The organism is Streptomyces sp. NPDC006516, assembly GCF_040611875.1.
Taxonomy (GTDB): domain Bacteria; phylum Actinomycetota; class Actinomycetes; order Streptomycetales; family Streptomycetaceae; genus Streptomyces.
Genome location: NZ_JBEXPD010000010.1, coordinates 196,897 through 221,241 on the forward strand (window position 1 = coordinate 196,897; position 24,345 = coordinate 221,241).

Genomic DNA, 24,345 nt, shown 5'->3' on the forward strand with positions numbered 1-24,345 from the left:
CCCTCAGACGCGTGAGGGCAGGACGGACGAAGGTGTGGTCGGTATGAGGGACGTGGACCGGATCGCCGAGCCCTTCACCGCTCACCTTCGGGACAAGGCGGGCGAGTTGGCCGGCCGCCGGCCCCAGGCGGCACTCCTGCTCCTGCGGGACGAGGGTCTGCTCGACGTCGTGAGCCGCTGTCACCCCGACACACTGCGGCAGCTGCGGTGGGCGAACGGCAAAATCAAGGAGCCGTCCACCCAGATCCTGGTCAGCTGAGGGCGGGGACCGTCCGGGTGGAGGTGGGCGGGCCACCGGCGGCCCACGCGTCCTCCGTACGGCCTGCACCCGGTGGGCCCGGCAGCCCCGGCAGGTGAGAGTGCCGCTCGCCGGCCGTGCCGGTCACGGCCCGGCCGCGCTCCGCCCCCGCCGGGCCCGGGGTCAGCGTGAGCGCTCCGCCAGGGTCAGCAGCAGGTGGGCGGACTCGGGGCGCAGGAAGTCGGAGTGCGCGCCCGCGGGGGAGAGGCGGGTGAGGCGGCTGCCCCGGTACACCCGGTCCGCGTTGACGTTGACGACCCGGTGGTCCAGGACCTCCTGGGGATAGCGCGCCCGTGTGGTGAGCAGCCTGGTCGAGAACTGCGGAACGGGCGCGGGGCCCGCCCCCGAATGACCGATGCCCGGTTCGCCCTCCGCCCGCAGGTGCCAGAAACCGGTGGCACGGTCCCAGCGCGAGTGGGTCAGGACCAGCGGTCCCCGGAGCGGGGCACCCGGATGCCCGGCGGACGGGAAGAGCGTGGCGAACCGCCGGACGAAGGCGTCCCGTGGCGCCGCCATCTGGAAGATCAGCGCACTGTCCACGGTGAAGGGCCGGCGGGAGTCGTACGGGGTGCTCCACGAGAGGACGGGAGGACGTTCGGCGGCGCGTTGCATCGCCTCGCACAGGAACCGGCCGCCGAACGAATGGCCCACCAGGTGCAGGTACTGCCCGTTGCGGTTGGCGAGTACGGCGGAGGCACGCGGATCGGTCCGTTCGGCGTCGAGGTAGCCGAGCAGGTGCCCGATGACGTACGGGGCGTGGCCGGCGCCGTCGGCGCTCATGGAGTGGGCGCGGTCCCGGATCAGGCGGTAGCCGCCCAGGGTAGGGCGGCTGGAGGACGGCCAGCGCACCACGACGCTCCAGGGCCGGTAGGCGCCCGCCAGCCCGGGGTAGAGGTCGGGACGGTCGGCCCAGAGGCCCACGGCCTGGGCGAGGAGCTTCGTCGCGTTGCGTGCGGCGGTCTCGGGAGGCGTACGCCACCCGTGCACGTAGACGTGGATGTCCGTCGCCCACTCGGGGATCCGCAGCCGCCTGGCCAGGTGGGCGGCGACCTGACCGACGGGCACGGGCGCGCCCTCCGGGGTCCGTAGCCGGCCTTGTTCGTCCAGATCGACCACGACCGGTTCCGGGACTGCCCTCAGGAGCACGTCGGCGGTCATGAGGCGAGGTCCAGCCGGCTGTGGAGGCCGCAGTGGAGCGAGTAGGTGAGAGCGAGGGGGTTGCGGAACTTCGTGGCGAAGGCCCTGACCAGGATCTGGCTGATCTCCCCTGCGGTGTGCCGCCCCGTCAGGTACATCTCCAGGAAGGAGTAGGCGTACTCCGACGCGAAGACCTGCGGTATCTCGATCTGCGGGCCGAGGACGCCGTCCGCGCCGAGGTCTATCAGTGCCGCGCCGAGGTGGTCGACGTGCGTGCCGGTGGCCGCTTGGCCGGTGTGGCAGGCGTTGAGCAGGACGAACGGCTTGAAGCGCTGGGGCCTGCCCCGCAGGGGCCTGCGCCTGCGGCGCACCTTGGCGCTGTCGATCAGGTCCGCGTCGGACAGTTTGATGACCAGGCGCCGGTCGGGGGTGCCCTCGTCCATGAACGTCCCGTGGCACCAGAAGTACATCAGGTCCTCCGGCAGCACCTCGTTGTTGAGGGCGTCCAGCAGGTCCTCCGCCCGCGTACGGACGGTGAGACGGGAACGGCTGTCCAGAAGGTCCCGCACGTCCGACGCCCGTCCCACCCGGTCGAGGGTGGTGTCGGTGTTCAGGCTGGTGACCGCCCGACGGCGCGGCCCCAGCGCCATCTGGTCGACCCACGAGTAGGCAGGACTCGCCTGTTCGACCTGGTGCCGGTGACCGAGGAAGGCGTCCCACGGGTCCGCGCAGCGGGACGGGTCGACGGCCAGCATGGGCCACGGGAGGGGGAGGTCCGAGTCGAAGCTGACGCGGAGGTTCTCCTCCTCGGCCAGGGTGTCGAGGAGGAACGTACGGAAGCTCCGCAGCCCGGGGTCGTTGCCGTCGAGCATGACGTCGAGTACGTCGAAGCCCTCCTCGGCGAGATTCTTCACCAGGGTCTCGACGAGTGCCGAGTGCCCCGTCAGATCGGTCTGTTCGGACAGCGGACGGCCCCCTATCCGCATCCCCGGGCCTGGCGTCTCGTCGATGTGGTCCACGACCAGACGTTTCCATTCGAAACGCAGCGTGCCGGCCTTGCTGACCAGGGTCTGGGGCGTCGTCTCCAGGCGCGCTCCGCGCCACTGCTCCCGGGGCGGGAGCCACGACGCGAAGGCGGTGACGGTCAGGCCGTCCCGCTCGGCGTGGCGCAGCAGGACGCGCAGGTCACGAGGGGCCCCGGAAGCGGCGTCCCGCTCGCCGCGAGGCGGGGGGACCGTGTAACCGGACGACGGGTTGCGCACTATCTCGACGGTGAGTTCCTGTGCCATCCGGGTCAGTCGCTCCCTTGCTCGCGCGCACTGCCGCGCTGCTCGGCATCGGGTACGTGGACCGCCGTCTCCAGTTCCTGGAGCGCGTGCCCGGACGCGTGGTCGTAGAGGGTGAAACGGAGCTTGTGCGCCCCGTGCTCCCGTGGGGTGAACGAGAACACGGCGGGCGGGCCACCGGGTGTGTACTCCACGACGACGGGGAGCACGACCGCGTCGGTGCGGCAGTCCGCCACCACCTCGATCCGGTCGAGATCGGGCGCCGCCACGTCCGCCTGCCTCTCCAGACGGATCTCGACGGACGACGTCGTGCCCACGGCGGCGTCCTCGAGGAGCGTGAGTCTGGGCTGCCAGGCGGGCCGTGCGGTGCGCAGGCGCCAGCGCAGTTCCCCGGTGTCGGGGTGGTCCGCTCCGAAGACCCGTTCCCAGCGGCGCAGCAGGTCGCTCTGCCGGTCGGGGTCGACGGGATCGTCGGTCTCCAGGCGGGCGAGCACCAGCTCCGCCTGGCTCTCCAGGGTGTCCGGGTGATCGGCCCCCAGCACCCGGGAGCGCCCCGCGTGCACGGCTTCCAGCAGAGTGACGGCGTCCGCGCGGTGCTCCAGGTCGGAGAGCAGCCGGGAGAGTTCGACGGGAAGGCTCGGCAGGCGGGCGCCCCGGCGGTCGGCGTAGAACTCGACCACCAGGCGCAGCCGGACGAGATCCTCCTCGGCCTCCAGCGACTCCGGCGTGAACCCCTCGGTCCCGTACTCCCCGGAGGGTTCGAGGGCCGCCGCCCGCAGGTGCACCCGGACGAGCCCGCCGATGTCCTGCGGCCAGTCGTCGCCGGGCTGCCGCCGGCTGACGTCGCGGAGCAGGTCCTCCAGCACCGTCCTCGCCTCGTCGGGTTCCCCCGCCTGCAACAGCGCGTGCCCCAGGGCCGCCGAGGTGTCCCAGGTGCGGCGGTGACCCGCGCCGAAGATCCGTACGGTGTCCTGCGCCGCCTGCCTCGCCAGGTGCACCGCGCGATCGGTCAGCCCCGAATCGGCGAGTACCCAGGCCACGTCGGAGCGGACGCGTGAGGTCCACCCGTGTTCCTCGGCAAGGACCTCCTCGCACTGCTTGAGCAGCTCCTCCAGGACGGGGAGAGCCCAGGCGAGGTCGCCGGTCTCCCAGATGGCGAAGGCCAGGTTCGCGCGGCAGGCCACGCTCGCGACGTGGTCCGCGCCCCGGATCCGGTTGCTGTCCTCGACCAGTTCGAGCAGATGCCGCACGGCGCGCTGCCGCTCACCCGCCAGACGGAGCGAGTAGCCGAGGTCCAGGCGGGCGAGGAGTGTCGAGGCGTGGCCGGGCCCGAGCACCCGGCCGAAGTCCCGTACGAGTTCCTCGCGGAGCCGCAGCCCTTCGCCGATGTCGCCGGCGTACACGTGCGTCCGGGCCAGCTTGGCACGGGCTCTGAGCGTACGCGGATGGTCGGCGCCCAGGGCCCGGCCGCACACGGCCACGAGATGCCGGGCGGCGCGCAGACCGGGCTGGGCCGTGGAACCGCCCAGCAGGATCCAGACGAGGTCGTCGCGGACCTCCAGTGTGTCGGTGTGCTCAGGGCCCAGGAGCCGCTCGTGGTCCGCCAACAGCCGCGACAGGTCCCGGAGGGCCCCGGTGCGGTCGCCCGCGAGCTCGCGCTGCCTGGCCAGGACGGCCCGGACGGCCAGGGTCTCGGCGTGCGAGGCGCCCTGGACGCGGGTCCGGTCCGCCACGACCGACTCGCTCAGCGCGATGGCCTGCTCGTACTCCTCCGACTCCTCGAAGGCGAAGGCGAGCATGGCGCGTGTGTTGATCGCCGCGACGTGTGCCTGCCCCTGGAGCCGCACGCGGTCGTCCAGGAGGGAACGGAGGCCGGTGACCGCGCGCCGAACCTGGCCGGATCGCGTCCATGCGTAGAGCAGCCAGGAACGCGCGTTCAGGGTGTCCGTGTGGTCCTGGCCGCGTACGCGGACGTAGTCGTCCACCAGTGGCCCGGCGAGCTCCTCGGCGAGGAGGTGGTTTCCCGCCGCGATGTGGCCGGCGACGACGTCGAGTCTGAGACCGAGTGTCCCGGGGTGGTCGTCGCCGTCGCGCTCCGCCTGCTTCTCCAGCACGGCCATCAGTGTGGACAGCGAGGCCTCGTGCCGTCCGGCGGCCCGCTGGGCGAGGCCCAGGTCGCGCCGCGCGGAGAGGGTGCGCTGATGGGCCGGCCCCCAGGCCCGGCTCCACGCCGTGACCACCTCTTCGTACAGGGCGATGGCCTGCCCGTGGTCCTGGGCGGCGGAACGGGTGTCCGCCAGGTTCTCGGTGACGAGCAGGGTCGCCGGTGCCTCGTCCCCCAGCAGCCGGCGGCGTGTGGCGAGCAGCCGGGTGAACACCTCGATGGCCTTGCGGTGTTCGTCCGCCCCCAGGTGGGACAGCGCCAGCCAGTTGTACGTGTCCAGGGTCGCGGGCGCCTCCGGGCCGAGCAGCCGCGTCCGCTCGTCGATCAGTCGCTCGCACTCCGCGATCGCCCGGTCGTGACGGCCGGCGGACCGCAGGACCCAGGCGTGCAGGTCACGGGTGCCGAGGGTCTGCGGGTGGTGAGGGCCGCGCGCACGCGTCCGGTCCGCGACGAGGGCGTCCAGCAGGGCGAGTGACAGATCGAACTCGGAGGCCGCGTGGTGAGCGACGCCGAGCCGCTCGCGGATGTGCAGGGTCCTCGGGTGGTCCCGGCCGTGCACCCGTGTGTGGTCCTCGATCAGCGCGCGGTACTCCCGGACGGCATCCGCGTGGCGGCGCTCCGCCGCGTACAGCTCGGCCAGTGAGCGCCGGACCGCGAGGATGCGTGGGTGGTCGGAGCGCAGGAACCCCTCCATGTCGGCCAGCAGACTGCGCAGTTCCTCGACCGCCTGGGCGTGCCGCCCGTCGTCCTGGAGGGTGAAGGCGAGGAGTTCACGCGTCCCCAGGACGTGCGGGTGTTCCGGTCCGAGCAGTTTGATCCGGTCGTCCCGGACTTCCGTGAGGAGCCTGATGGCGTCCTTGAACTCGGTGGCCGCGCGCAGGGTGGTGGCCAGACCCCCGCGTGCCGTGAGCGTCGCCGGATGGTCCCTGCCCTGCGCCCTGGTCCGGTCGGCCACCAGTCTCCTGCGCTCCTCCAGAGCCCGGCGGAGGTCCCCGGACAGTTGCAGGGCGTAGGCGAGGGCTCCACGGGCGCGCAGGGTGTCCTGGTGGAACTCCCCCCGGACCCTCGTGTAGTCCGAGATCACCGCGTCGTAGCAGGCGGTCGCCTGAGCGTGGTCCTCCCGGAGCCGGTGGACCACGGCGATGTCGTTGCGGTAGTCCAGCGTCGCGGGGTGGTCGGGGCCCTGCGCCCGCGCGCTGTCCTTGGCCAGCGACTCGAACGAGGGCAGCGCCGCGTCGGGCCCGTCGGCGTCGACGACGGCGTAGGCGAGGTCCTGCCTGCTGCGCAGGGTGTCCGGGTGATCCGCCCCCTGCACGCGCGTCCGGGCGCTCACCACCTCGGTGTAGATCCCGACCGCGGCCCTCGGGTTCTCCGCCGCGAGATGCGCGGAGGCGAGCCAGCCACGGCTGGTGAGGGTGTCGGGGTGGTCGGGGCCGTGCACGGAGCTCCGGTCCTCCACCGCCTGGGCGTAGAGGCGCAGCGCCGTCGCGTGGTCGCCGGCCGACCGGTAGGCGTAGGCGAGATTGGTGCGACTGGTGAGGGTGTCCTTGTGCCGCGGGCTCAGGATGCGTTCACGGTCGGCCACGACCGCCTCGAACTCCCTGACGGCGTCCACGTGACGTCCCGCGGTCTGGAGCGCGTACGCGAGGTCGTTGCGGCTGCGGAGCGTGTCCTCGTGGTCCGGGTCCTGCACGCGCAGACGGATGGCGACGACCGCCTCCAGCTCCCTGACCGCACGCATCACCTCGCCGGCCTTGCGGTAGGCGTACGCCAGACGTTCGCGGCTGGCCAGAGTCTCCGGGGCCTCGGGACCGGAGACCGTCGTGCGGTCGAGGAAGAGGTCCTTGCACAGGCTGATGGCCGCGACCGGATCGCCCGCCTTCGCGTGGAGCTCGGCGAGGCGGTCGCGATGGCTGAGCACGGGCTCGCGGTCGATGCCCAGCAGACGCGTACCGCAGTCCACGACCCTCTGCATCAGCGGGATGGCCAGGACGTGCTGCTCCCGGGCGACCAGTTCCTCGGCTCCCTGGCGGTACATGGCGACCAGCGCGGCGTCCGCCTCGGCGTCCTCGGCCGTTCCCGTGGCCGCCAGCGCCTGGATGTGGGTGAGGAACGGGCGTACGCCCCCCGGTGCGGCGCTCACCGCGGCGGCCAGCGCCCGCTCCGCGCGTCCCCGGGCGTCCGGCACCTGGGTGGCCGCCGCCTCCCGCAGCGTCCGCTGGAGCAGCCGGTGCAGGGCGATTCCGGCGGGCCCCATGGTGACGAGGTGATAGTTCCTCAGCGCCTGGAGGGCCGCGTCCGTCTCCTTCGGGCTGCCGTCCATGTGCTTGAGCACGGAGAGGGGAAGGGCCTCGGGGGCGTACCAGGCCAGCGTGTGGAGCATGGACACCGCCAGCGGGTGCCGGGTCCGGATGGCCTCCAGACTGGTGCGGCAGATCCTGGCGACGGCGCGGGCCGCCGCGCTGTCACCGCTGAGGCCCACCTCCGCCTTGTGGGTCAGCTTCGTCCGGTAGGCCGCGAAGCCGGTCCTGGTCTCGCGGAGATAGGCGCGCGCCTGGGCGAGCGCCAGGGGCAGATACCCGAGGTCGTCCGCGAGCAGTTCCGCCTGCGCGCGGTCGGCCGGGGTGCGCCCCGCCGGGGTGGCCCCCATCCCGTCCTGGCCCGTCGCGGGCGCGCACAGCAGGTCCACGGCCGCCTGGTGGCTGAGCACGTCGAGGCTGATCAGCTCGGCGCCCTCGGGCCAGCCGGTACGGCATCTGCTCGTCACCAGCTGGTGCCCACGGGAGAGGAGCCGTCCGAGGAACGGGGTGAGGTGCTCGGGCCGTTCGACGTTGTCGTAGATGAGCAGCCAGCTGGGGTGCTCCTCCAGCCAGACCAGCGCCCACTCGGTGCGTTCCACGGGTGTGGCCTGCCTGGACCAGTCCGGGTACAGGGTCAGTGCGAGGTCGGCCAGCCCGGAGGCGATCTGCTCCTCGCTCTCGGAGGTGATCCACCAGACGAGGGTGTACTCGTCGCGGCGCTCGTGCGCGTAGTGCAGGGCCAGCGCCGTCTTGCCGATGCCGCCCAGGCCGCTCACCGTGGTCGTCGACTTCTGGGTGATGACCCCGCCGCCGTCCGCCAGGGAGGCGGCCAGCCGCGCGAGGGCTTCCGTACGGCCGACGAAGGGCTGCTTCGATGAGGCCGGCAGATTGTCCAGGGGCTGGTCCGGGGTGATCCGTGCGGCGGCCGTCTTCGCCTCGCCGGACAGGACCGTCGTGTGCTGCTCCGCGTGCGGATCACTGCCGGGGCGAGAGCTCTCGCCCTCCTGGCCCAGCAGGGCCTGACCGCTGCGGACGACCTCTTCCGCAGCGGCGCGCGACTGCTCGGTGATGATCATCGCTCCCCCAGGCTGCTGACCACCTCGTACACGTCATTACTTCTCCGTGCCGGACGCACCGCCACCGGGTGGTCGGCGCCGGGCGATCCCGAGAACGCGTGAGACGTGGGAAGGTCACTGTAGGGAGGCGGGCGAAGGCTGTCACGCACGACGGTCCGCCACCGGAGAGAACCGGCCAACTCCCCTGATGGTGGCGTGTGTTCGCTTGCATCGTCGGCGCCTGCGGCCCTCTCGGCCCCCGGCGGGACGGCGACCGGGTACGTGCGGGAATCCGGGCATTCGGTCGTGGGACCGGCGACGGGCAGCCGATCCCGCCCCCGGTGCCGGGCGGGAGCCCCCCGTCACCGGGTACCGTGCCCCACGGGACCGGGGTCTACCGCGCCGGGACCGGCGCTGTGCAGTGATCCGCAGGCGGACGCGCGGCGTAGTGGTGTGCCGGGCGTGAAGCGCGCGGCCGCCGGCGCCTGCGACCGAGACGGAGGTGGGTGCGCCCATGGGTGACATGTGGACCGGGGAGCGGATACGTCTGCGAGGCGTCGAACCCGAGGACTGGGAAGGCTTTCGCGACCTGGCCCGGGACACGCACGACGCCCGCAACGCCGACCTGGTCGACCCTCCGCGCTCCGCCGAGAGTTTCCGCGCCTGGACCGCCGATCGGGCCGGACGCCCTCCGGGTGGCGACGCCTTCCGGCTGGTGATCGAGGAGCTGGCCGGCGGGACGTTCGCGGGGGCCGTGACGGTCGGCGAGACCGACAGCCGCGCGGGACGGTTCAGGACGGGCATCGAGATCAGCCGTGCGCACCGCCGCATGGGGTACGCGGCCGAGGCGACCGCACTCGTCCTCACCTACATGTTCGCCGAACAGCGCTACAACAAGTGCGAGGTGGAGGTCTACGCCTTCAACGATGCCTCCCTCGCCCTGTACCGAACGCTCGGCTTCGTCGAGGAGGGGCGGCTCCGCCAGCACGAGTACTTCGCCGGCGACCACCACGACGTCGTGCTGCTCGGCATCACCGCCGACGAACACTGGGCCACGCACCCGCGCCCGTCGCTGCGCTGACTCCCGGGCCGAGGGGGGCTCACCCGGAGGCGTACCTAACCGATGGTCACCACCCGTGCCCAACTCGGCGGCCGGTCCGGGACGTACTCGGGGTCGGACTCGTCGTAGGACGAACGCCCATGGAGCCGCCCGAACAGACCCACCACCGTCCGGCACTGCGGGCGCCGCGACGGCCAGGGAGTCCGGCCGTCGGTCAGGAGGACCACGACGTCCGGACGGGGGCGGGTCTCCAGAGCACGGGCGAGCCCCGCGCGCAGGTCCGTCCCGCCCCCGCCGAGCAGCTCGACCCCCTCGGCCCCGCCGCACAGGGGGCGGACGCGGCCCGCCGCGGCGTCGCACGACAGCACGCCCACCAGGTCCCGGCGCCCGCCCAGGGCCCTGGAGATGGCCGCCACCTCCAGGAGCGCGCTGCCCAGTTCGGCGTCGCTGACCGAGCCCGAGGTGTCGATCACGACGACGACCCGGGTCGGCCTGCGCCGCAGGCTCGGCAGGACGGCGCCGGGAACCGCAGCGGAACGCCGCGCCGGCCTGCCGTACACGTAGTCCTCGCCCGTGCCCGGTGCGGACGCCGCCGCCCGGACCGCCGACCCCAGCAACTCCCGCCACGGCTGGGGCGGGTGGAAGGCCTCCTCCGCCCAGCGCCGCCACCCCCGGGGCGCGTTCCCCGGGTGGCCGACGATGCCCTGCGCCACCCTGAAGCGCACCGCGTCCCGCTCCTGCGCGCTCAGTCCGTGCGCACCGTCCGGCCCGAGGTCCCACGCGCGCCGCAGGCCGTCCGCGCCGCTGCCGCACTCCAGCCACGCGAGGTGAGCGGTGTGCGGGCCGAGCCGGAACTGGCGGAGGTAGTCCTCCATCAGCTCGCCGTCCTGGAGCCCGAGGGACGCCGGACGGACAGCGCCCTCGGGAGCCACCAGGCCGTCGCCGAAGATGTCGTCGTTGATCTCGCAGTCCGCCGCGATGTTCATCCGCAACCGCTCCGCCGCGCCCTTCAGTTCATGGCGGTGCGCGTACCGGTCGCTGCGCCCGTGGTGGTCCCGCAGCAGGTGCGACACCTCGTGCACCCACGCCCCGGCCAGCCTCTCCACGGAGGTGCGGTCCACGAAGCCGGGGGACACGTAGCACCGCCAGTACGGGTCGACGGCCATCGTCGGCACCTGCCGGGACTCCACCGGCTGCAAGGCGAACAGAGCCGTCGCCAGATAGGGCCGCACGCGGGCCGCCTGCAACCGGGCCGCGAAGAGCTTCGCCGTGTCCAGAGTGCCCCCGGGGGAGTCATGAGGGGGCCGCGCGGGGCGGGCTGCCCCGGGGCCGCGGGGGAGCGGCGGCCGGGGTGCGGCGGACGTGCCGGAGGGTGTCGCGCTCATCGGCTCGCCCCGGTCATCGTGAAAGCGCGCGCCTTCGCCCGGTCGGCGCGCCGGGACACCGACACCGCTCCCGCCAGTCCCTCGATCGACTCCGGCACCTCCCAGTCGTCACGGCGCAGGGAGGCGAGCGTCTGCGCGGGAACGACCAGCAGGTCCGGCGCACCGGTGCTCGCCGCCCGCGCCAGCAGCGCCCATGCGGCGTCCCACCGCTCCCGCTCCGGGCGGGCGCGGACCGCCGCGACCACCGCGTCCAGCGCCGCCTGGCGGAGGTCCCCGCGTCCGGGGAGCTCCGCGTTCTCCGGGTCGGCCAGCAGGTCCTCCGGATCCGGCAGGTCCATCCGGTCCAGGTAGGACAGGAACTCCAGGCCGGGGCCGTCCCCCACCGTCCCCCTGACCAGCATGGACAGGACGTCGCGGGAGACGCCCGCGGCGGTGGCGAAGGCCGTCAGGCACAGCGCCATGTCCCAGCTGCGAGGCGACGGCCACGCCCCGCCGCGCCGGGCCTCGGTGGAGGGCAGCTGATGCACGAGGGCGGGCCGCGCGCCCAGCAGTCCGCACACGGCGCGGCGGGCGAAGGCGACGGCCTCGGGCAGCCTGTCGGCGTCGAGCGTCGGCAGTACGGCCCGGGGCCAGACTCCGCCCAGGCCGCGCACCACGACATCGGGGTCGTGCGCCCACTGGAGATGGACGAACCGGTTGGCGAGCGGCGGGCTCAGCTCCCATCCGTCCGCTGCCGATGAGCGGGGATTGGCGGCGGCCACGATCCGTACGCCCGGCGGCAGACGCAGCGCGCCGACCCGGCGTTCCAGCACCAGCCGCAGCAGCGCCGCCTGTACCGCGGGCGGGGCGGTGGACAGTTCGTCGAGGAAGAGCAGGCCGCGCCCCGCGCGCACCAGCCGCACCGCCCAGTCCGGCGGGGCCATGGGGACGCCGTCGGTCGCGGGATCGTCCCCGATGACGGGCAGACCGGAGAAGTCCGAGGGTTCGTGCACGCTGGCGATCACCGTCGTCAGCGGCAGATCCAGCGTGGTGGCGAGCTGGGTGAGGGCGGCCGTCTTCCCGATGCCCGGCTCGCCCCACAGCAGCACCGGCAGGTCGGCCGCCACCGCGAGGGTCAGCGCCTCCAGTTGCGGGTCCTGGCGTGGAGCGGTGGCCGTGTCGCGCAACAGGGCCAGCAGCGCCCCGGACACCTCCAGCCGGGAGGCCGGTCCGGACGGGGACTGCGGAGTTCCCGACGAGGGCTGCGGCTGAGCGCCGGGCGTGCCGGTGGAGGGGCCCTGCGGGACAGCCGCGGGCGGGGTGTCGGGCCCGGGCTCGGTGGTTCCGGTCGGCGGCGTGGCAGCGGGCAGCGGGATGTACGTGGTCATGAGGCATCACCTGAGGGGTCGTCGAAGGAGACCGCGGCCCGGAGTCACGGGCGCGCGGGACGGTCGTACGTCACGTCGTGTCACGGGTGCGGGCCGGGCGGCCCCGCGAGGCGGAGCCGTCGCCCGGTGCGGTCAGTGGTAGGACGCCTGCCGGGGGCGCGAACGGTGGACTCCGGCGCGGAAGAGAGCCCGCTCACGCGGGCCCTTTTTCGGGCCCGGATCGGCCAGCCCAGCCCTGAACAGGCCGTGCGTCACGCGCCGCTGGGCGGCGTCCCGCAGCATGTCGCGCAGGTCGCCGTCCCTCAGCCGCGCCTCGGTACCGAGCAGGTCCTCGACCCTGGACAACGCGCCCGCCGTGTCCCCGTGCTCCAGCCGGTCACGGATGTCGGTGAGCCCGTCCGGTCGGCGGTGCGCCGTGTCGATGGCCTGGAGGCAGGGGAGCGGAGTGCCGGTCAGCGCGGCCAGCAGCTCCTCGCGCCGGATCTCGGCCGGTCCGTGGTCCAGCGCGACCAGTTCCCCCTCGACGAGAGCGATCCGGTGACGGGCGCCCCGGCAGTCCACGACGCGCGGTGGCGCGAGGCCGTCCGTGTCCACGCCGGAGCCGGCGGGCCGTCGTCCCCCCGGGGCCAGTGCCGCCGCGACCAGCGGATGCAGCCGGTCCGGCCCGACGCTGCCGCTGCGCAGCAGCGCGAGGTCGGGCAGCACCCAGGTGGCGGCGTCCGGCAGGACCGGGAGCCCCGTCCGGGCGCTCGCGCGGACCACCTCGGCCGACCTCACCTCGGCTGTTCCACCGCCCGCCCCCGAGGTACCGGGGGAGACGCGTACGTCCAGCAGCACCCGGCGCCGGCCTCCGACGCGTACGGAGACCCGGCCCCCTCCGGGACGTCCCTCGGCGGCCAGCAGCAGTGCCGCCTCGTCGGCCCACCGGTCGAGCGCGAACCGCTCGGGGCCGGGCACCGACGAGGCCCACGGCGGTGCGGACGCGGCGGAGCCGTATTCGCCCGGTGGACCGTCGGCCCCGGAGCGGCTGCGCAGTTCGGCGCTGCGGCTCGCGTCCCACAGGTGCCGGTGCAGATCCAGACGGAAGCGCCGGTCCGGTGTCCGGTAGCGGCCGGCGGGCCCCCCGTCCAGGCCGGCCGGGTCGGGGCCGGCCCGGACCGCGAGACTGATCCGCTGACCGCCGTCCGCCCACGCGGGGGCGGTGCGCACCACGAGGTGCAGCGGGTGGGCCCGTCCGGGCTCGTCGTACCGGGCGAGGGTGAGGGCCGTACCGGGTCTCAGGAAACCGCCGGGTGCGGTTCTGGGCATGTGCCACCGCAGCAGATCCGGCGCCAGACGGCGCAGGTCGGCCCGGATGCGGGCGGCCGTGCCGCTGCCGTGGACCCGGGTCACGGTGCGCAGATCGAGGTCGACGTCGACTCCGGCTGCGGCGCACGCGCCCGCCCAGTCGCCGGCGGTACGCCGGACCGTCGCGGTCTCGATCATGGAGGGCGGCACGGCGACGTCACGCACGCGCAGCCAGAAGGAAAGGCGGGAATCCCCGAACGCGGTCTCGGTGAGCATCAGCACTCACCTTGCGCGGTAGGGACCCCCAATCCGTGAACACATCGAGTAGTCATCGTGCGGGAGCGTAGCCCGAAGCCGTCAGAGGGTCCACATCTTTTTCCGGGTGGTCGCCGCTGCTTCCCGTCGCTCCCCGGGACGCACGCCGCGACGCGTGAGCGCCTTTCGGCCGTCCGGGGCGCCCACGCGTGTCCCTGCCGGACACACCGGACCCCACAGGCTGGCATGGGGCCCACGGCGGACAACAGGTCCGTTGACCGGCGAGGAAGGGCAGGGCGCGAGATGAAGTTCGCAGTTGTGGGGGGTACCGGGCTGATCGGCTCGCGGGTGGTCCGGAATCTGAACGAGGCCGGACATGAAGCGGTGCCGCACTCTCTCTCCACCGGGGTCGACGTCCTCAGCGGTCAGGGCCTGGACGCGGCGCTGTCGGGTGCCGATGTGCTCGTCAACCTGACCAACTCCCCGACCTTCGACGACGACTCCCCGGCGTTCTTCCGTACCTCGATGGAGAACCTCCTCGCCGCGGCCGAACGGGCGGGGACCGGGCACTTCGTCATCCTGTCCATCGTCGGCGTCGACCAGGTGCCCGACCTCGACTACTACCGGGCCAAGACGCTCCAGGAGAACCTTCTCGAACAGGGCGCGGTGCCCTACTCCATCGTCCGCGCGACGCAGTTCATGGAGTTCATGGACGCCGTCCTGTCCTGGACGGCCGACACCGATGCGGTCCGCCTGCCCCGCACACCGATCCAGCCCATCGCCGCGGCGGATGTCGCCGCCGCCGTCGCCGACGTCGCGGCCGGGCCCCCGCTCGGCGGCATCCTCGACATCGCCGGCCCGGACGTCTACCCCCTGGACGAACTCGGGCGGCTCACCCTCACCTTCAGGGGTGACGGGCGATCGGTGACGACCGACGACACCGCGGGTATGTTCGCGGCCGTCCCCGGTAGCGTGCTCACCGCCGGTGGCGGCGCCCGCATCGCCACCACCCGCTACACCGACTGGCTCGAGAACACCTGACAGGGCCGCGGGCACGGCGACGGCGCACACGACGCGTCGGAGTGCGAGGGGAAGGAAAGAGGGCCCGATCGAGGGGCGTGAAGAGCGGAAGGAGGAGGACCCACTCCTTTCCACTCTCAAGGTATAGCGCACAGGGGGCCTTGCGGCAAGGCCCCCTCGGTGGCGCAGAATCGGCGGCCGAACCCGGAACCGAAGGAATCGAGGGTCACGAATTGCGTGTGCTGCTGGTGGCGTACGGGTCACGCGGAGACATCGAACCGATGGTGGGTCTCGCGCTGTGTCTGCGGGGCCTCGGATGGGAGGTGCGGGTCTGCGCGCCGCCGGACTTCTCGGAACTGCTGGAGGGCGCCGGCCTCCCGTCCGCGCCCCTCGGGGCACCGTTGCGCCCGATGGTGGAAGGGCAGGTGACGGGGACGAAGCCCCTGGCGCCCGCGGATCTGCCCCGGCGGGCGGCGGCGCTGACCGCCTCGGCGTACGAGTCGGTCGCCGCCGTGGCCGACGGGTGTGACGCGGTACTGGCCACCGGGCTGATCCCGGCCGGGGCGGGTGCGCGGGCGGTGGCCGAGAAGCTGGGCATCCCCTATGTGTGGGTGGCCTGCTTCCCGACCTACCTGCCGTCCCCGCACCACCCGCCGTTCGCGTACGCGGGCCGGCCGTTCCCGCCGGAGGTGACCGGCAACCTGGACCTGTGGGACCTGGACGCCGAGAACATGAACGCGCTGTTCGGCGAGGGGATCAACACCCACAGGGCATCGGTCGGCCTGCCCCCGGTGACCGACGTGCGCGGTCACGTCCTCACCGGTCGTCCGTGGCTGGCCGCGGACCCGGTGCTCGCCCCGTGGACGGAGTCCGCGGACTTCGAGGTGGAGCAGACGGGCGCCTGGTTCCGGGGCGGGGAACTCCCGCTCCCCGACGACGTGGAGAGGTTCCTCGACGCCGGGACCCCGCCGGTGTACGTGGGCTTCGGCAGCATGCCCATGCGTGACCCGGAGGAGCTCGCCCGGGTGACGGTCGAGGCCGTACGCGCGCAGGGCCGCCGCGTCCTGCTCTCGCGCGGCTGGGCGGACCTCGCCCTCGTCGACGACCTGGAGGACTGCCTCGTCGTCGGTGAGATCGACCAGAAGGCGCTGTTCCGCCGGGTGTCGGCCGTCGTCCACCACGGCGGCGCAGGTACGACGACGACAGCCGCGCGGGCCGGCGCGCCCCAGGTGGTGGTGCCGCAGATCGCGGACCAGCCGTACTGGGCGCAACGGGTGGCCTCGCTGGGCATCGGCGTCGCCCACGACGGGCCGGCTCCCACCCTGGACTCGCTTTCCGCCGCGCTCCGTGCGGTCCTCACCCCGGAGACCTGCGCCCGGGCCGCCGGCGTGGCGCGGACGATCCGTACCGACGGGACGAGCGCGGCCGCGAACCTGCTGACCCGGGTGATCGGCGGGGCACGTCCGCCGGCCTCCGTCTGACCCCCTTCCACAGGCCACCCGCGCCGTGCCGCACCCGGCCGTCCGGACCTCACTTGCGTGGGCCGCCGACGCCGTGCCGCACGTCCGCCTGCGCCTCCCGTCCGACGGCGCCTGTCGTCCGCCTGCGCCCCTCTCCCGCCGGTCACCCATCCCTGGCCTCCCCGCCACGGGCGTGGCCCGCCCTCATCGGAGCTGATGCTGTGAACCCCCACCCCCTGACCACCAGCGCGTTCGACCTTCCCGACCGTCTCTCCTCCAAGGCCGACGCGACGCTCATCGCCCGCGACGAGGAGCACTTCGCCGCTGTCGCGGAGTGCCTGAAGGAATCGATCGCCGACCTTTCCGACCGCCTCGACGCCGCGCGGAGAGCGCCCGGCGGTGTGGGCCGGCAGGCCATGGAACGGGACGTGGAGATCCACCGCCTGACCAGCCGCCTGCGCACCCTCCGCCGGTTCGGCCTCGACCTCTGCCTCGGGCACATGGCCGGCGCGGACGGCTCCGCGCCCCTGTACGTCGGCCGTCTCGGCCTCACGGACAGCAACGGCCGCCGGCTGCTGATCGACTGGCGCTCCCCTGCGGCCGAGCCGTTCTTCGGGGCCACCCACGCCAACCCGATGGGCCTGGCCAGCCGGCGCAGGTACCGCTGGAACAGCGGCCGGATCAGCGACTACTGGGACGAGGTGTTCACCCCGGAGGGTTTCGCCGGGCACGCCGCGCTGGACGACCAGTCCGCGTTCATCGCCAGCCTGGGCAGCAACCGCTCCTCCCGCATGCGCGACGTGCTCGGCACCATCCAGGCCGACCAGGACGCCGTCATCCGCGCGGGGTCCAAGGGCGCTCTCGTCGTCGACGGCGGTCCGGGCACGGGCAAGACGGTCGTCGCCCTGCACCGCTCCGCCTATCTCCTGCACTCCGACCCGCACCTCGGTCAACGCCGGGGCGGCGTGCTGTTCGTCGGGCCCCACCAGCCCTACCTGGGGTACGTCGCCGATGTCCTCCCCAGCCTCGGGGAGGAGGGCGTGCAGACCTGCACCCTGCGCGACCTCGTGGCCGAGGGGGCCGGGGCCGGGACCGAGTCCGACCCAGAGGTGGCGCGCCTCAAGTCGTCCGCCGATCTGGTGAAGGCGGTCGAGGCGGCCGTGAGGTTCTACGAGACGCCGCCCGGCAAGGGGCTGAGGGTCGAGACCCACTGGTCCGACATCTGGCTGAGCGCCGCCGACTGGGCCGCCGCGTTCGACGCGGCCGATCCGGGTGCCGCGCACAACGAGGCCCGCGACCAGATCTGGGAGGAACTGCTCACGATCCTCGTGGACAAGCACGACGGCGACGCCCCCGAGGAGACGCTCCGCACGTCACTGCGCCGGAACAGGGACCTCTTCGCGGTCTTCGACCGTGCGTGGCCGCTGCTCGATGCCGCCGATCTCGTCGGAGACCTCTGGACGGTCCCCGCCTACCTGCGCATGTGCGCCCCGTGGCTCGGCCGCGACGACGTGGCACGGCTTCAGCGGGCCGACGCCCGGGCCTGGACCGTGTCCGACCTGCCCTTCCTGGACGCGGCACGGCAGCGGCTCGGGGACCCCGAGGCGTCGCGGCGCAAGCACCGGCACAGCGCCGCCGTGGCCGCCGAGCGCGCGCGGATGGCCGATGTCATCGACTCCCTCCTCGCCGTCGAGACCCTCCTCGAGGCCGATGCCGACAGCGAGGGAGCGGTGGCGATGCTGCACGGGCAGGACCTGAAGGACGCCTTGGCCGACACGGGCGGAGCCGGCGGGCTCGAACCGGACCTGCTCGCAGGACCGTTCGCGCATGTCGTCGTGGACGAGGCGCAGGAACTGTCCGACGCCGAATGGCAGATGCTGCTGATCCGATGCCCGTCCCGGAGCTTCACCGTCGTCGGGGACCGGGCCCAGGCGAGGCGCGGGTTCACCGAGTCCTGGAAGGAACGGCTGGAGCGGGTCGGCCTGGACCGGATCACCCTGGCCTCCCTCAGCATCAACTACCGCACGCCGCAGGAGATCATGACGGAGGCCGAGCCGGTCATCAGGGCGGTACTGCCGGACGCCAATGTGCCGTCCTCCGTCCGCAGCACCGGTGTCCCCGTCACGCACGGCTCCGCTTCGGAGCTGCGCGCCGTCCTCGACGGCTGGCTGGCCGAACACGCGGAGGGGACCGCCTGTGTCATCGGCGCGCCCGGATTCCGGGAGACGCCGCGCGTCCGTTCGCTCACGCCGGAGCTGTCGAAGGGGCTCGAATTCGACCTGGTCGTGCTCGTCGACCCGGAGGGCTTCGGCGAGGGGGTGGGAGGGGCGGTCGACCGCTATGTCGCGATGACCCGGGCGACTCAGCAGCTCGTGATCCTCACGAGCTCCTGAGTCACCGGCGGGCCGCCGAGGCGCGGGCCCCTCGGCTCACTCGAAGAACTTGAGGCTCCAGCCGGTGTCCGTGTTCGGCCCGGGGACGTTCGCGCGGCTGTAAGTGGTGCCGCCCCACCAGGCGAAGGTGCCGGTGTACCAGTACCGGTTCTCCCAGGTGTACGGCGTCCCCTTCGGGACGGCGTGGAACATCAGGGGGAACCGGGGGCCGGCCGGCGGGCTCGTGCCGATGTCGCCGTCGAGCAGGACGAAGCTGTGGTGGCCGGGGCCGTTGACGTACAGCGTCGGGTCCCAGCCGGACATCATCGTCGCGCGGTGGGAGCCGAACAGGCAGCCGTTCGACTTGTACCAGTCCCACACGTACGTCGGATCGCCGCCCGCACGCAGCCGGAGGTCGGCCAGGCAGTACTGGTCGCTCCAGCTGCCGTTGGCGGAGTACACGATGTGCAGCTGCCCGTTCGGGTCCTTGATCGCCTCGGGGGCCTCGTTGATGAAGGGGTTGCCCACCACCCTCTCCCAGCTCTCCCGGGGCTGGGAGATGACGTACCGGGCACCGGTGGGTGTGGTCGGGCTGCTCATCCGGGCGATGTAGAGGTTCTGCTCGACGTTCGTGTCGCCCGCCCAGCCGGACCACACGAACCAGCGCTGCCCTCCGAAGGTGAACAGGGTGCCGTCGATGGCCCACTTGTCGTCCGGGAGGGCGAGCTTCGTCTCGGCGGTGTACCCGATGTCGGGAGCGGCGGAGCTGATGACGTACATCCGGTGGGCGGCTCCCCGGCCGGCCGCGAAGTAGACGTAGTAGCGACCGCCGTCCCGCACGATCTCGGGGGCCCAGACCTCCCCGAGACCGCGGGCGTCCGACCACACCTGCCGGGCGGGCGCCGTGGCCAGCCCCGCTGTGGACGCGGCCTGCCGTACGGCGATGCCGCCCCCGGTCGACTGCACCGAGATGTAGGTGCCGCCGACGCGGAGGACGCTGGGATCCGCGGCGCGGAGACCTGTCTGCTCCGCCAGGGCCGGATCGGCGGAGGTGAGGGAGACCGCCGCGGCGAGGACGGCGGACAGGGCGAACGCGGCGATACCGGAAAGGCAACGAGAAAGCTGCATCATCCCGCTCCATGAGGGCCGGTTGTACATCGATGAAAAGAGCGCTCTCACAGCATCCAGATTGGGCCTGGACATGTCAATGTCTGGGGAATCCCGCCGATCCTGGCCTCCTCGCGCCCCCGCGGTCGGCCTGCCTCCTCCGGCGCCGCCAGGCGCAGGGGGGTCGCGGTTCGCGTGCTCGGTGTCGGCCGGGCCGGTCGCTGGAGGACTCGCTGGTGAAGGCGCGGGCGAGATCCGGCGCGACGTCATCGCGAGCCGGCTGGTCGGGCGAGGCGGGTTCGATGCCTGAACGCGAACACGCCACCCGTGGACCACCCGCACACTTGGGTCAACTGCCCGGTTTGTGTGGGTGGTTGTGCGTGCTTCTGGACTGGAATCCGAGCGCTCCGGGGGAGTCGCCCCCGCCCGGCGGGGTGCGACGGGCCGTCATTTCTTGCGTGTCATGAACCTTGTCAGCTCGCCGGGGGTCGCTCTATTGTCGCCGACAGAAAGCGCTTTCCCCTCACTGATCCGGTGCCGGTGGAAGCGTCCGTCGCGGCGGCTCCCGTGACGGACGCGCATGAGCCGCCACCGGCCCGGATCAGGGCTTCACCCAGGACGTCGACTCACCGCGCACCGCATGGCACACCCCATCGCGCGGCCGATGTTGACGGACTCGCACGTCCGGGCCGCGGCGTACGCGCCGCCCCGATCGCATTCAGCGGCACCTCCCAGCATGCGAAGACGAATGACGAATGGGGACAACGAACATGAGACGACCAGTCGCACGGCGACTTCTCGCAGCCATGGCCACGATGGCCGTGGCGGGAGCCACCGGTGTGGTCCTGACGATGCCGGAGGCATCGGCGGCGGTCACCGGCAGCGCCACCGGTTACGCGACGCAGAACGGCGGCACCACCGGGGGTGCGGGCGGGCAGACCGTGCGGGCCACCACCGGAACCGCGATCCACACGGCCCTGTGCACTCGGGCCAGCAGCAGCACCCCGATCATCATCGAGGTCGAGGGGACGATCAACCACTCCAACACCGCCAAGGTGTCGGGCGACAGCTGCAACACCGCCGCGGGTGTGATCGAGCTCAAGCAGATCAGCAACGTCACCATCGTGGGCGTCGGCAGTGGAGCCGTGTTCGACCAACTCGGCATCCACATCCGCCAGTCGAGCAACATCATCATCCAGAACGTGACGGTCAAGAACGTCAAGAAGTCGGGCTCGCCCACCTCCAACGGCGGTGACGCCATCGGCATGGAGAGCGACGTCCGCAACGTCTGGGTCGACCACACCACCCTCGAGGCGTCGGGCGGTGAGTCGGAGGGTTACGACGGCCTCTTCGACATGAAGGACAACACGCAGTACGTCACCCTCTCCTACAGCACCCTGCGCAACTCCGGTCGCGGTGGCCTGGTGGGCTCCAGCGAGACCGAGCTGTCCAACGGCTACATCACGTACCACCACAACCTGTACGAGAACATCGACAGCCGGGCGCCCCTGCTGCGTGGCGGAATCGCCCACATGTACAACAACTACTACGTGAAGCTCAACGAGTCCGGCATCAACTCCCGTGCCGGAGCCCGTGCCAAGGTGGACAACAACTACTTCAAGGACTCCAAGGACGTCCTGGGCACGTTCTACACGGACGCCGCCGGATACTGGCAGGTCAGCGGCAACACGTTCGACAACGTGACGTGGTCGGCCCGCGGTACCGAGAACAACCCCGCCGGGCCCAACCCGACGTCCAACACCACCGTCAGCATCCCGTACGCCTTCACCCTCGACGCCGCGAGCTGCGTGCCCTCGATCGTGGGCCAGACGGCGGGCGCCAACAAGGGCCTGAAGGTGTCGGACGGCAGCTGCACGCCGCAGACGCCGAGCCCCACGCCGACCACGCCCACTCCCACGACCCCGACGCCGGACCCGACGACGCCGACGCCGGAACCGACGCAGCCGAGCGGGACCAACCTCAGCCTCGGCGCCGGCGCCGACGGCTCCAGCAAGGCCGACGGTTCGAGCTACGGCAACGTCCGTGACGGCAATCTGAGCACCTTCTGGTCCCCGGCGGGCTCGACCGGCTCCGTCTCGATCAAGTGGGGCGCCGCCACCGCCATCTCGAAGATCAACATCCGGGAGGCCTCCGGCTCGGCCGGCAGCATCGGATCCTGGCGAGTCCTCAACGGTGACACCGGGGCGGTCCTGACCTCGGGCAGCGGGGCGGGCGCCATCTCCTTCGCCACGACTTCGCTGAAGAAGGTCACGTTCGAGATCACCAGCTCGACGGGGACCCCGAAGGTCGCCGAATTCGAGACGTACGCCGGCTGACGGCGGGGCCCGGACGCACCCCCCGGGCCGGGGCGCCCGGCCGCGGAGCGGCCCTGAGACCGGGGCCCTCCCCGGCCGGCACACGCACAAGGGAGACGGAGGCCGTCGCACGCGACGGCCTCCGTCTTCGTCTTCGGCGTCCGCTGTGCCTCCTGCGTCTCCGGCGGCTGGCGGGGCGGGATCGGACAGTAAGCCTGTGGGCCGGGCCACGACGCCACCCGCCGACGCTGCCATCATGGCTTCGAGCAGCGAGCAGTCCCTTCCCCCGGAGTCCCCTTTGAGCAGTGAGATCAGCGGCACCAGCCACGCCCTCGACGTGCAGGCGATCCGCGCCTGCTTCCCCGCGCTGAAGGCGGGCACCGCCCGGTTCGACGCGCCCGGAGGCACCCAGACGCCCCAGCAGGTGATCGACGCGATCGCCGAGTCCCTCACCCGTCCGCTCGCCAACCGGGGGACGCTCACGGAGGGAGCTCGCAACGCCGAGGCGATCGTGAGCGGCGCGCGCCGGGCGCTCGGTGATCTGCTCGGCTCGGAGCCGGAAGCGGTGGTGTTCGGCCGGAGCGCCACCCAGCTCGTCTACGACCTGGCGCGCACCCTGGCCAAGGAGTGGGGTCCCGGCGACGAGGTGGTGGTGTCCCGGCTGGACCACGACTCGAACATCCGGCCCTGGGTCCAGGCCGCCGAGGCGGTGGGCGCGACCGTGCGCCGGGCCGACTTCGACCCGGCGACGGGCGAGCTGGGCACCGAGCACATCGAGGCCGTGCTGTCCGGGCGCACGCGCCTGGTCGCCGTCACCGCCGCCTCCAACCTGATCGGCACGTGCCCCGACATACCCGCCATCGGGGCGCTGGCGCACCGGGCCGGCGCGCTCTTCCACGTGGACGCGGTGCACTACGCCTCCCACGTCTCGGTCGACCTGACCGGACTCGGCGCGGACACCCTGGTCTGCTCGCCGTACAAGTTCCTCGGCCCGCACCTCGGCGTTCTGACCGGTCGGCCGGAACTGCTCCACAGCCTGCGTCCGGACAAGCTCCTGCCCTCCAGTGACGCCGTGCCCGAGCGTTTCGAACTGGGCACGCTGCCCTACGAGCTTCTGGCCGGGGCGACGGCGGCCGTCGACTTCCTGGCCGGTCTCGTCGACCCGGGGGCGGAGGGCCGGCCGGAGCGTCTGCGCCGGGCCTTCACGGCACTCGCCGCGCACGAGGACCGCCTGCGGGGGCGCATCGAGGAAGGGCTCGCGACGCTGGACGGTGTCACGGTGTATTCCCGCGCGGCGCGGCGTACCCCGACCACGCTGTTCACGGTGGCCGGTCAGCGGGCCGACGCCGTGTCGCGGCGCCTGGCCGAGCACGGCGTGGACGCACCCGCCGGGGCGTTCTACGCACAGGAGGCGTCCCACCGGCTCGGGCTGGGCGACGAGGGCGGCGTGCGCGTCGGACTCGCGCCCTACACGAACGACGAGGACGTGGACCGGCTCCTCGAAGCACTCGCGGCGGCCTGCGGCTGACGTACTGTCAGGCAACCGGCGCACCGGCCGCACCGGCGCGCCGGCCACGGGGGCCGCAGCCGTGGTGATCGGCGGAGGGAGGCCGTGCCTCCCCGCTTCCCGCTGTCGGGCGTACGGGGGGCCGGCTCAGCGCCAGTCGGGTGCGCCCGGCGCGGGCGCCCGGGCGGTCTCGATCTTCATCCGGATCTCCCGCATGACCGCCACCACCTTCGCCTCGTGCCCGGCGCTCAGCCGGGCCACCGGTACGGAGCAGCTGATGGCGTCCACGGCCGGTGTGTCGTGACGCAGGGCGAAACCGAAGCCCGCGATGCCGGTCACCGTCTCCTCGCGGTCGATGGAGTACCCGCGCTCGCGTATCGCGGCGAGGTCGGTGAGCAGGGTGGCGTACCCGGTGTGCGTGTTCTCCGTGAAAGCCTGCAAAGGCCCCTCGGGCAGCGGTAGTTCGCCGTCCGGGCGCTCCGCGAGCAGCGCCTTGCCCAGTGCCCCGGCGTGGGCCGGGACGCGGCGGCCGACCCGGCTGATCGTGCGCAGGTACTCGTGGGACTCGCGCGTCGCGAGATAGACGACGTTCGGCCCGTCGAGCCGGGCCAGATGGATGGTCTCGCCGAGCGCGTCCGAGGCCTCGTCCAGATACGGCCGGGCAGCGCGCACGAGCGGGTCGCTGTCGAGGTAACTCGTGCCCGTGTGCAGCGCGCGGATGCCGATGCCGTACAGCGAGCCCGTCGTGTCGGTGCGCACCCAGCCGCAGTCCACGAGCGTCCGCAGCAGTTGGTACATGCTGCTGCGCGGAACGCCCAGCTCCTCGGCCAGTTCGTCCAGGCGGGCGGGCCGGTCCCCTCGCATGGCGAGCAGTTCGAGCAGCGCGACGGTGCGGGACGCCGATTTCACGCCACGGACACCACTGTTCTCCGGCATGCGCACATCTTAAATCCGCGCTGCCGCCCCCATT

Annotated in this window: 15 protein-coding genes; 7 read left to right on the forward strand and 8 right to left on the reverse strand. The window is 72.8% G+C overall.

Going from position 1 to position 24,345, the window contains the following annotated elements:
• The first annotated feature begins 43 nt into the window (after positions 1 to 43).
• Positions 44 to 259 carry a hypothetical protein gene (locus ABZY45_RS25215; RefSeq protein WP_356743223.1) on the forward strand — a complete coding sequence of 72 codons (216 nt, stop codon included), beginning with the start codon at positions 44 to 46 and terminating at the stop codon, positions 257 to 259.
• Between the two features lie 162 nt (positions 260 to 421).
• Here the strand turns inward: ABZY45_RS25215 and ABZY45_RS25220 are convergent, their stop codons facing one another.
• From ABZY45_RS25220 to fxsT, 3 genes are read right to left on the reverse strand one after another with little or no spacing between them, the layout of a single operon-like run.
• Complete coding sequence (locus ABZY45_RS25220; RefSeq protein ID WP_356743225.1) at positions 422 to 1,456, reverse strand: hypothetical protein; 1,035 nt, start codon at positions 1,454 to 1,456, stop codon at positions 422 to 424.
• A complete protein-coding gene (locus tag ABZY45_RS25225) occupies positions 1,453 to 2,724 on the reverse strand; it encodes a CHAT domain-containing protein (protein WP_356743227.1) in 1,272 nt (423 codons plus the stop codon). The genes ABZY45_RS25220 and ABZY45_RS25225 overlap by 4 nt, the downstream gene beginning before the upstream one ends.
• Before the next feature lie 5 nt (positions 2,725 to 2,729).
• Positions 2,730 to 8,261 carry an FxSxx-COOH system tetratricopeptide repeat protein gene (gene fxsT / locus ABZY45_RS25230; RefSeq protein ID WP_356743229.1) on the reverse strand — a complete coding sequence of 1,844 codons (5,532 nt, stop codon included), beginning with the start codon at positions 8,259 to 8,261 and terminating at the stop codon, positions 2,730 to 2,732.
• A 493-nt stretch (positions 8,262 to 8,754) separates the two neighbouring features.
• Between fxsT and ABZY45_RS25235 the strand changes: the two genes are divergently transcribed.
• Positions 8,755 to 9,321, forward strand: coding sequence for a GNAT family protein (locus ABZY45_RS25235; RefSeq protein WP_356743231.1), 567 nt, complete (start codon positions 8,755 to 8,757; stop codon positions 9,319 to 9,321).
• A 35-nt stretch (positions 9,322 to 9,356) separates the two neighbouring features.
• Here the strand turns inward: ABZY45_RS25235 and ABZY45_RS25240 are convergent, their stop codons facing one another.
• The 3 genes from ABZY45_RS25240 to ABZY45_RS25250 all read right to left on the reverse strand — a co-directional run bounded on the left by ABZY45_RS25240 (position 9,357) and on the right by ABZY45_RS25250 (position 13,615).
• A complete protein-coding gene (locus ABZY45_RS25240) occupies positions 9,357 to 10,685 on the reverse strand; it encodes a VWA-like domain-containing protein (RefSeq protein ID WP_356743232.1) in 1,329 nt (442 codons plus the stop codon).
• Complete coding sequence (locus ABZY45_RS25245) at positions 10,682 to 12,052, reverse strand: MoxR family ATPase (protein ID WP_356743234.1); 1,371 nt, start codon at positions 12,050 to 12,052, stop codon at positions 10,682 to 10,684. The genes ABZY45_RS25240 and ABZY45_RS25245 overlap by 4 nt, the downstream gene beginning before the upstream one ends.
• A gap of 132 nt (positions 12,053 to 12,184) precedes the next feature.
• Complete coding sequence (locus ABZY45_RS25250; protein WP_356743235.1) at positions 12,185 to 13,615, reverse strand: hypothetical protein; 1,431 nt, start codon at positions 13,613 to 13,615, stop codon at positions 12,185 to 12,187.
• A 282-nt stretch (positions 13,616 to 13,897) separates the two neighbouring features.
• Between ABZY45_RS25250 and ABZY45_RS25255 the strand changes: the two genes are divergently transcribed.
• The 3 genes from ABZY45_RS25255 to helR all read left to right on the forward strand — a co-directional run bounded on the left by ABZY45_RS25255 (position 13,898) and on the right by helR (position 18,467).
• Positions 13,898 to 14,635, forward strand: coding sequence for an NAD(P)H-binding protein (locus ABZY45_RS25255; RefSeq protein ID WP_356743236.1), 738 nt, complete (start codon positions 13,898 to 13,900; stop codon positions 14,633 to 14,635).
• Between the two features lie 212 nt (positions 14,636 to 14,847).
• Positions 14,848 to 16,095: a glycosyltransferase gene (locus ABZY45_RS25260; protein WP_356743238.1), complete on the forward strand. Its 1,248-nt coding sequence runs from the start codon at positions 14,848 to 14,850 to the stop codon at positions 16,093 to 16,095.
• Positions 16,096 to 16,295: 200 nt separating this feature from the next.
• On the forward strand, positions 16,296 to 18,467 hold the full coding sequence (helR, locus tag ABZY45_RS25265) for an RNA polymerase recycling motor ATPase HelR (protein WP_356743239.1): 2,172 nt from the start codon (positions 16,296 to 16,298) through the stop codon (positions 18,465 to 18,467).
• Between the two features lie 36 nt (positions 18,468 to 18,503).
• On the opposite strand, the gene ABZY45_RS25270 is transcribed toward helR, so the two are convergent.
• Positions 18,504 to 19,574, reverse strand: coding sequence for a glycoside hydrolase family 43 protein (locus ABZY45_RS25270; protein WP_356743241.1), 1,071 nt, complete (start codon positions 19,572 to 19,574; stop codon positions 18,504 to 18,506).
• Positions 19,575 to 20,323: 749 nt separating this feature from the next.
• Between ABZY45_RS25270 and ABZY45_RS25275 the strand changes: the two genes are divergently transcribed.
• Both ABZY45_RS25275 and ABZY45_RS25280 read left to right on the forward strand, forming a co-directional pair.
• On the forward strand, positions 20,324 to 21,889 hold the full coding sequence (locus ABZY45_RS25275; RefSeq protein ID WP_356743242.1) for a pectate lyase: 1,566 nt from the start codon (positions 20,324 to 20,326) through the stop codon (positions 21,887 to 21,889).
• Between the two features lie 235 nt (positions 21,890 to 22,124).
• Entirely contained in the window at positions 22,125 to 23,396 is a 1,272-nt protein-coding gene (locus tag ABZY45_RS25280; RefSeq protein WP_356743243.1) for a cysteine desulfurase-like protein, read from the forward strand.
• A 126-nt stretch (positions 23,397 to 23,522) separates the two neighbouring features.
• Here the strand turns inward: ABZY45_RS25280 and ABZY45_RS25285 are convergent, their stop codons facing one another.
• A complete protein-coding gene (locus ABZY45_RS25285) occupies positions 23,523 to 24,311 on the reverse strand; it encodes an IclR family transcriptional regulator (protein ID WP_356743245.1) in 789 nt (262 codons plus the stop codon).
• Between the last annotated feature and the right edge of the window lie 34 nt (positions 24,312 to 24,345).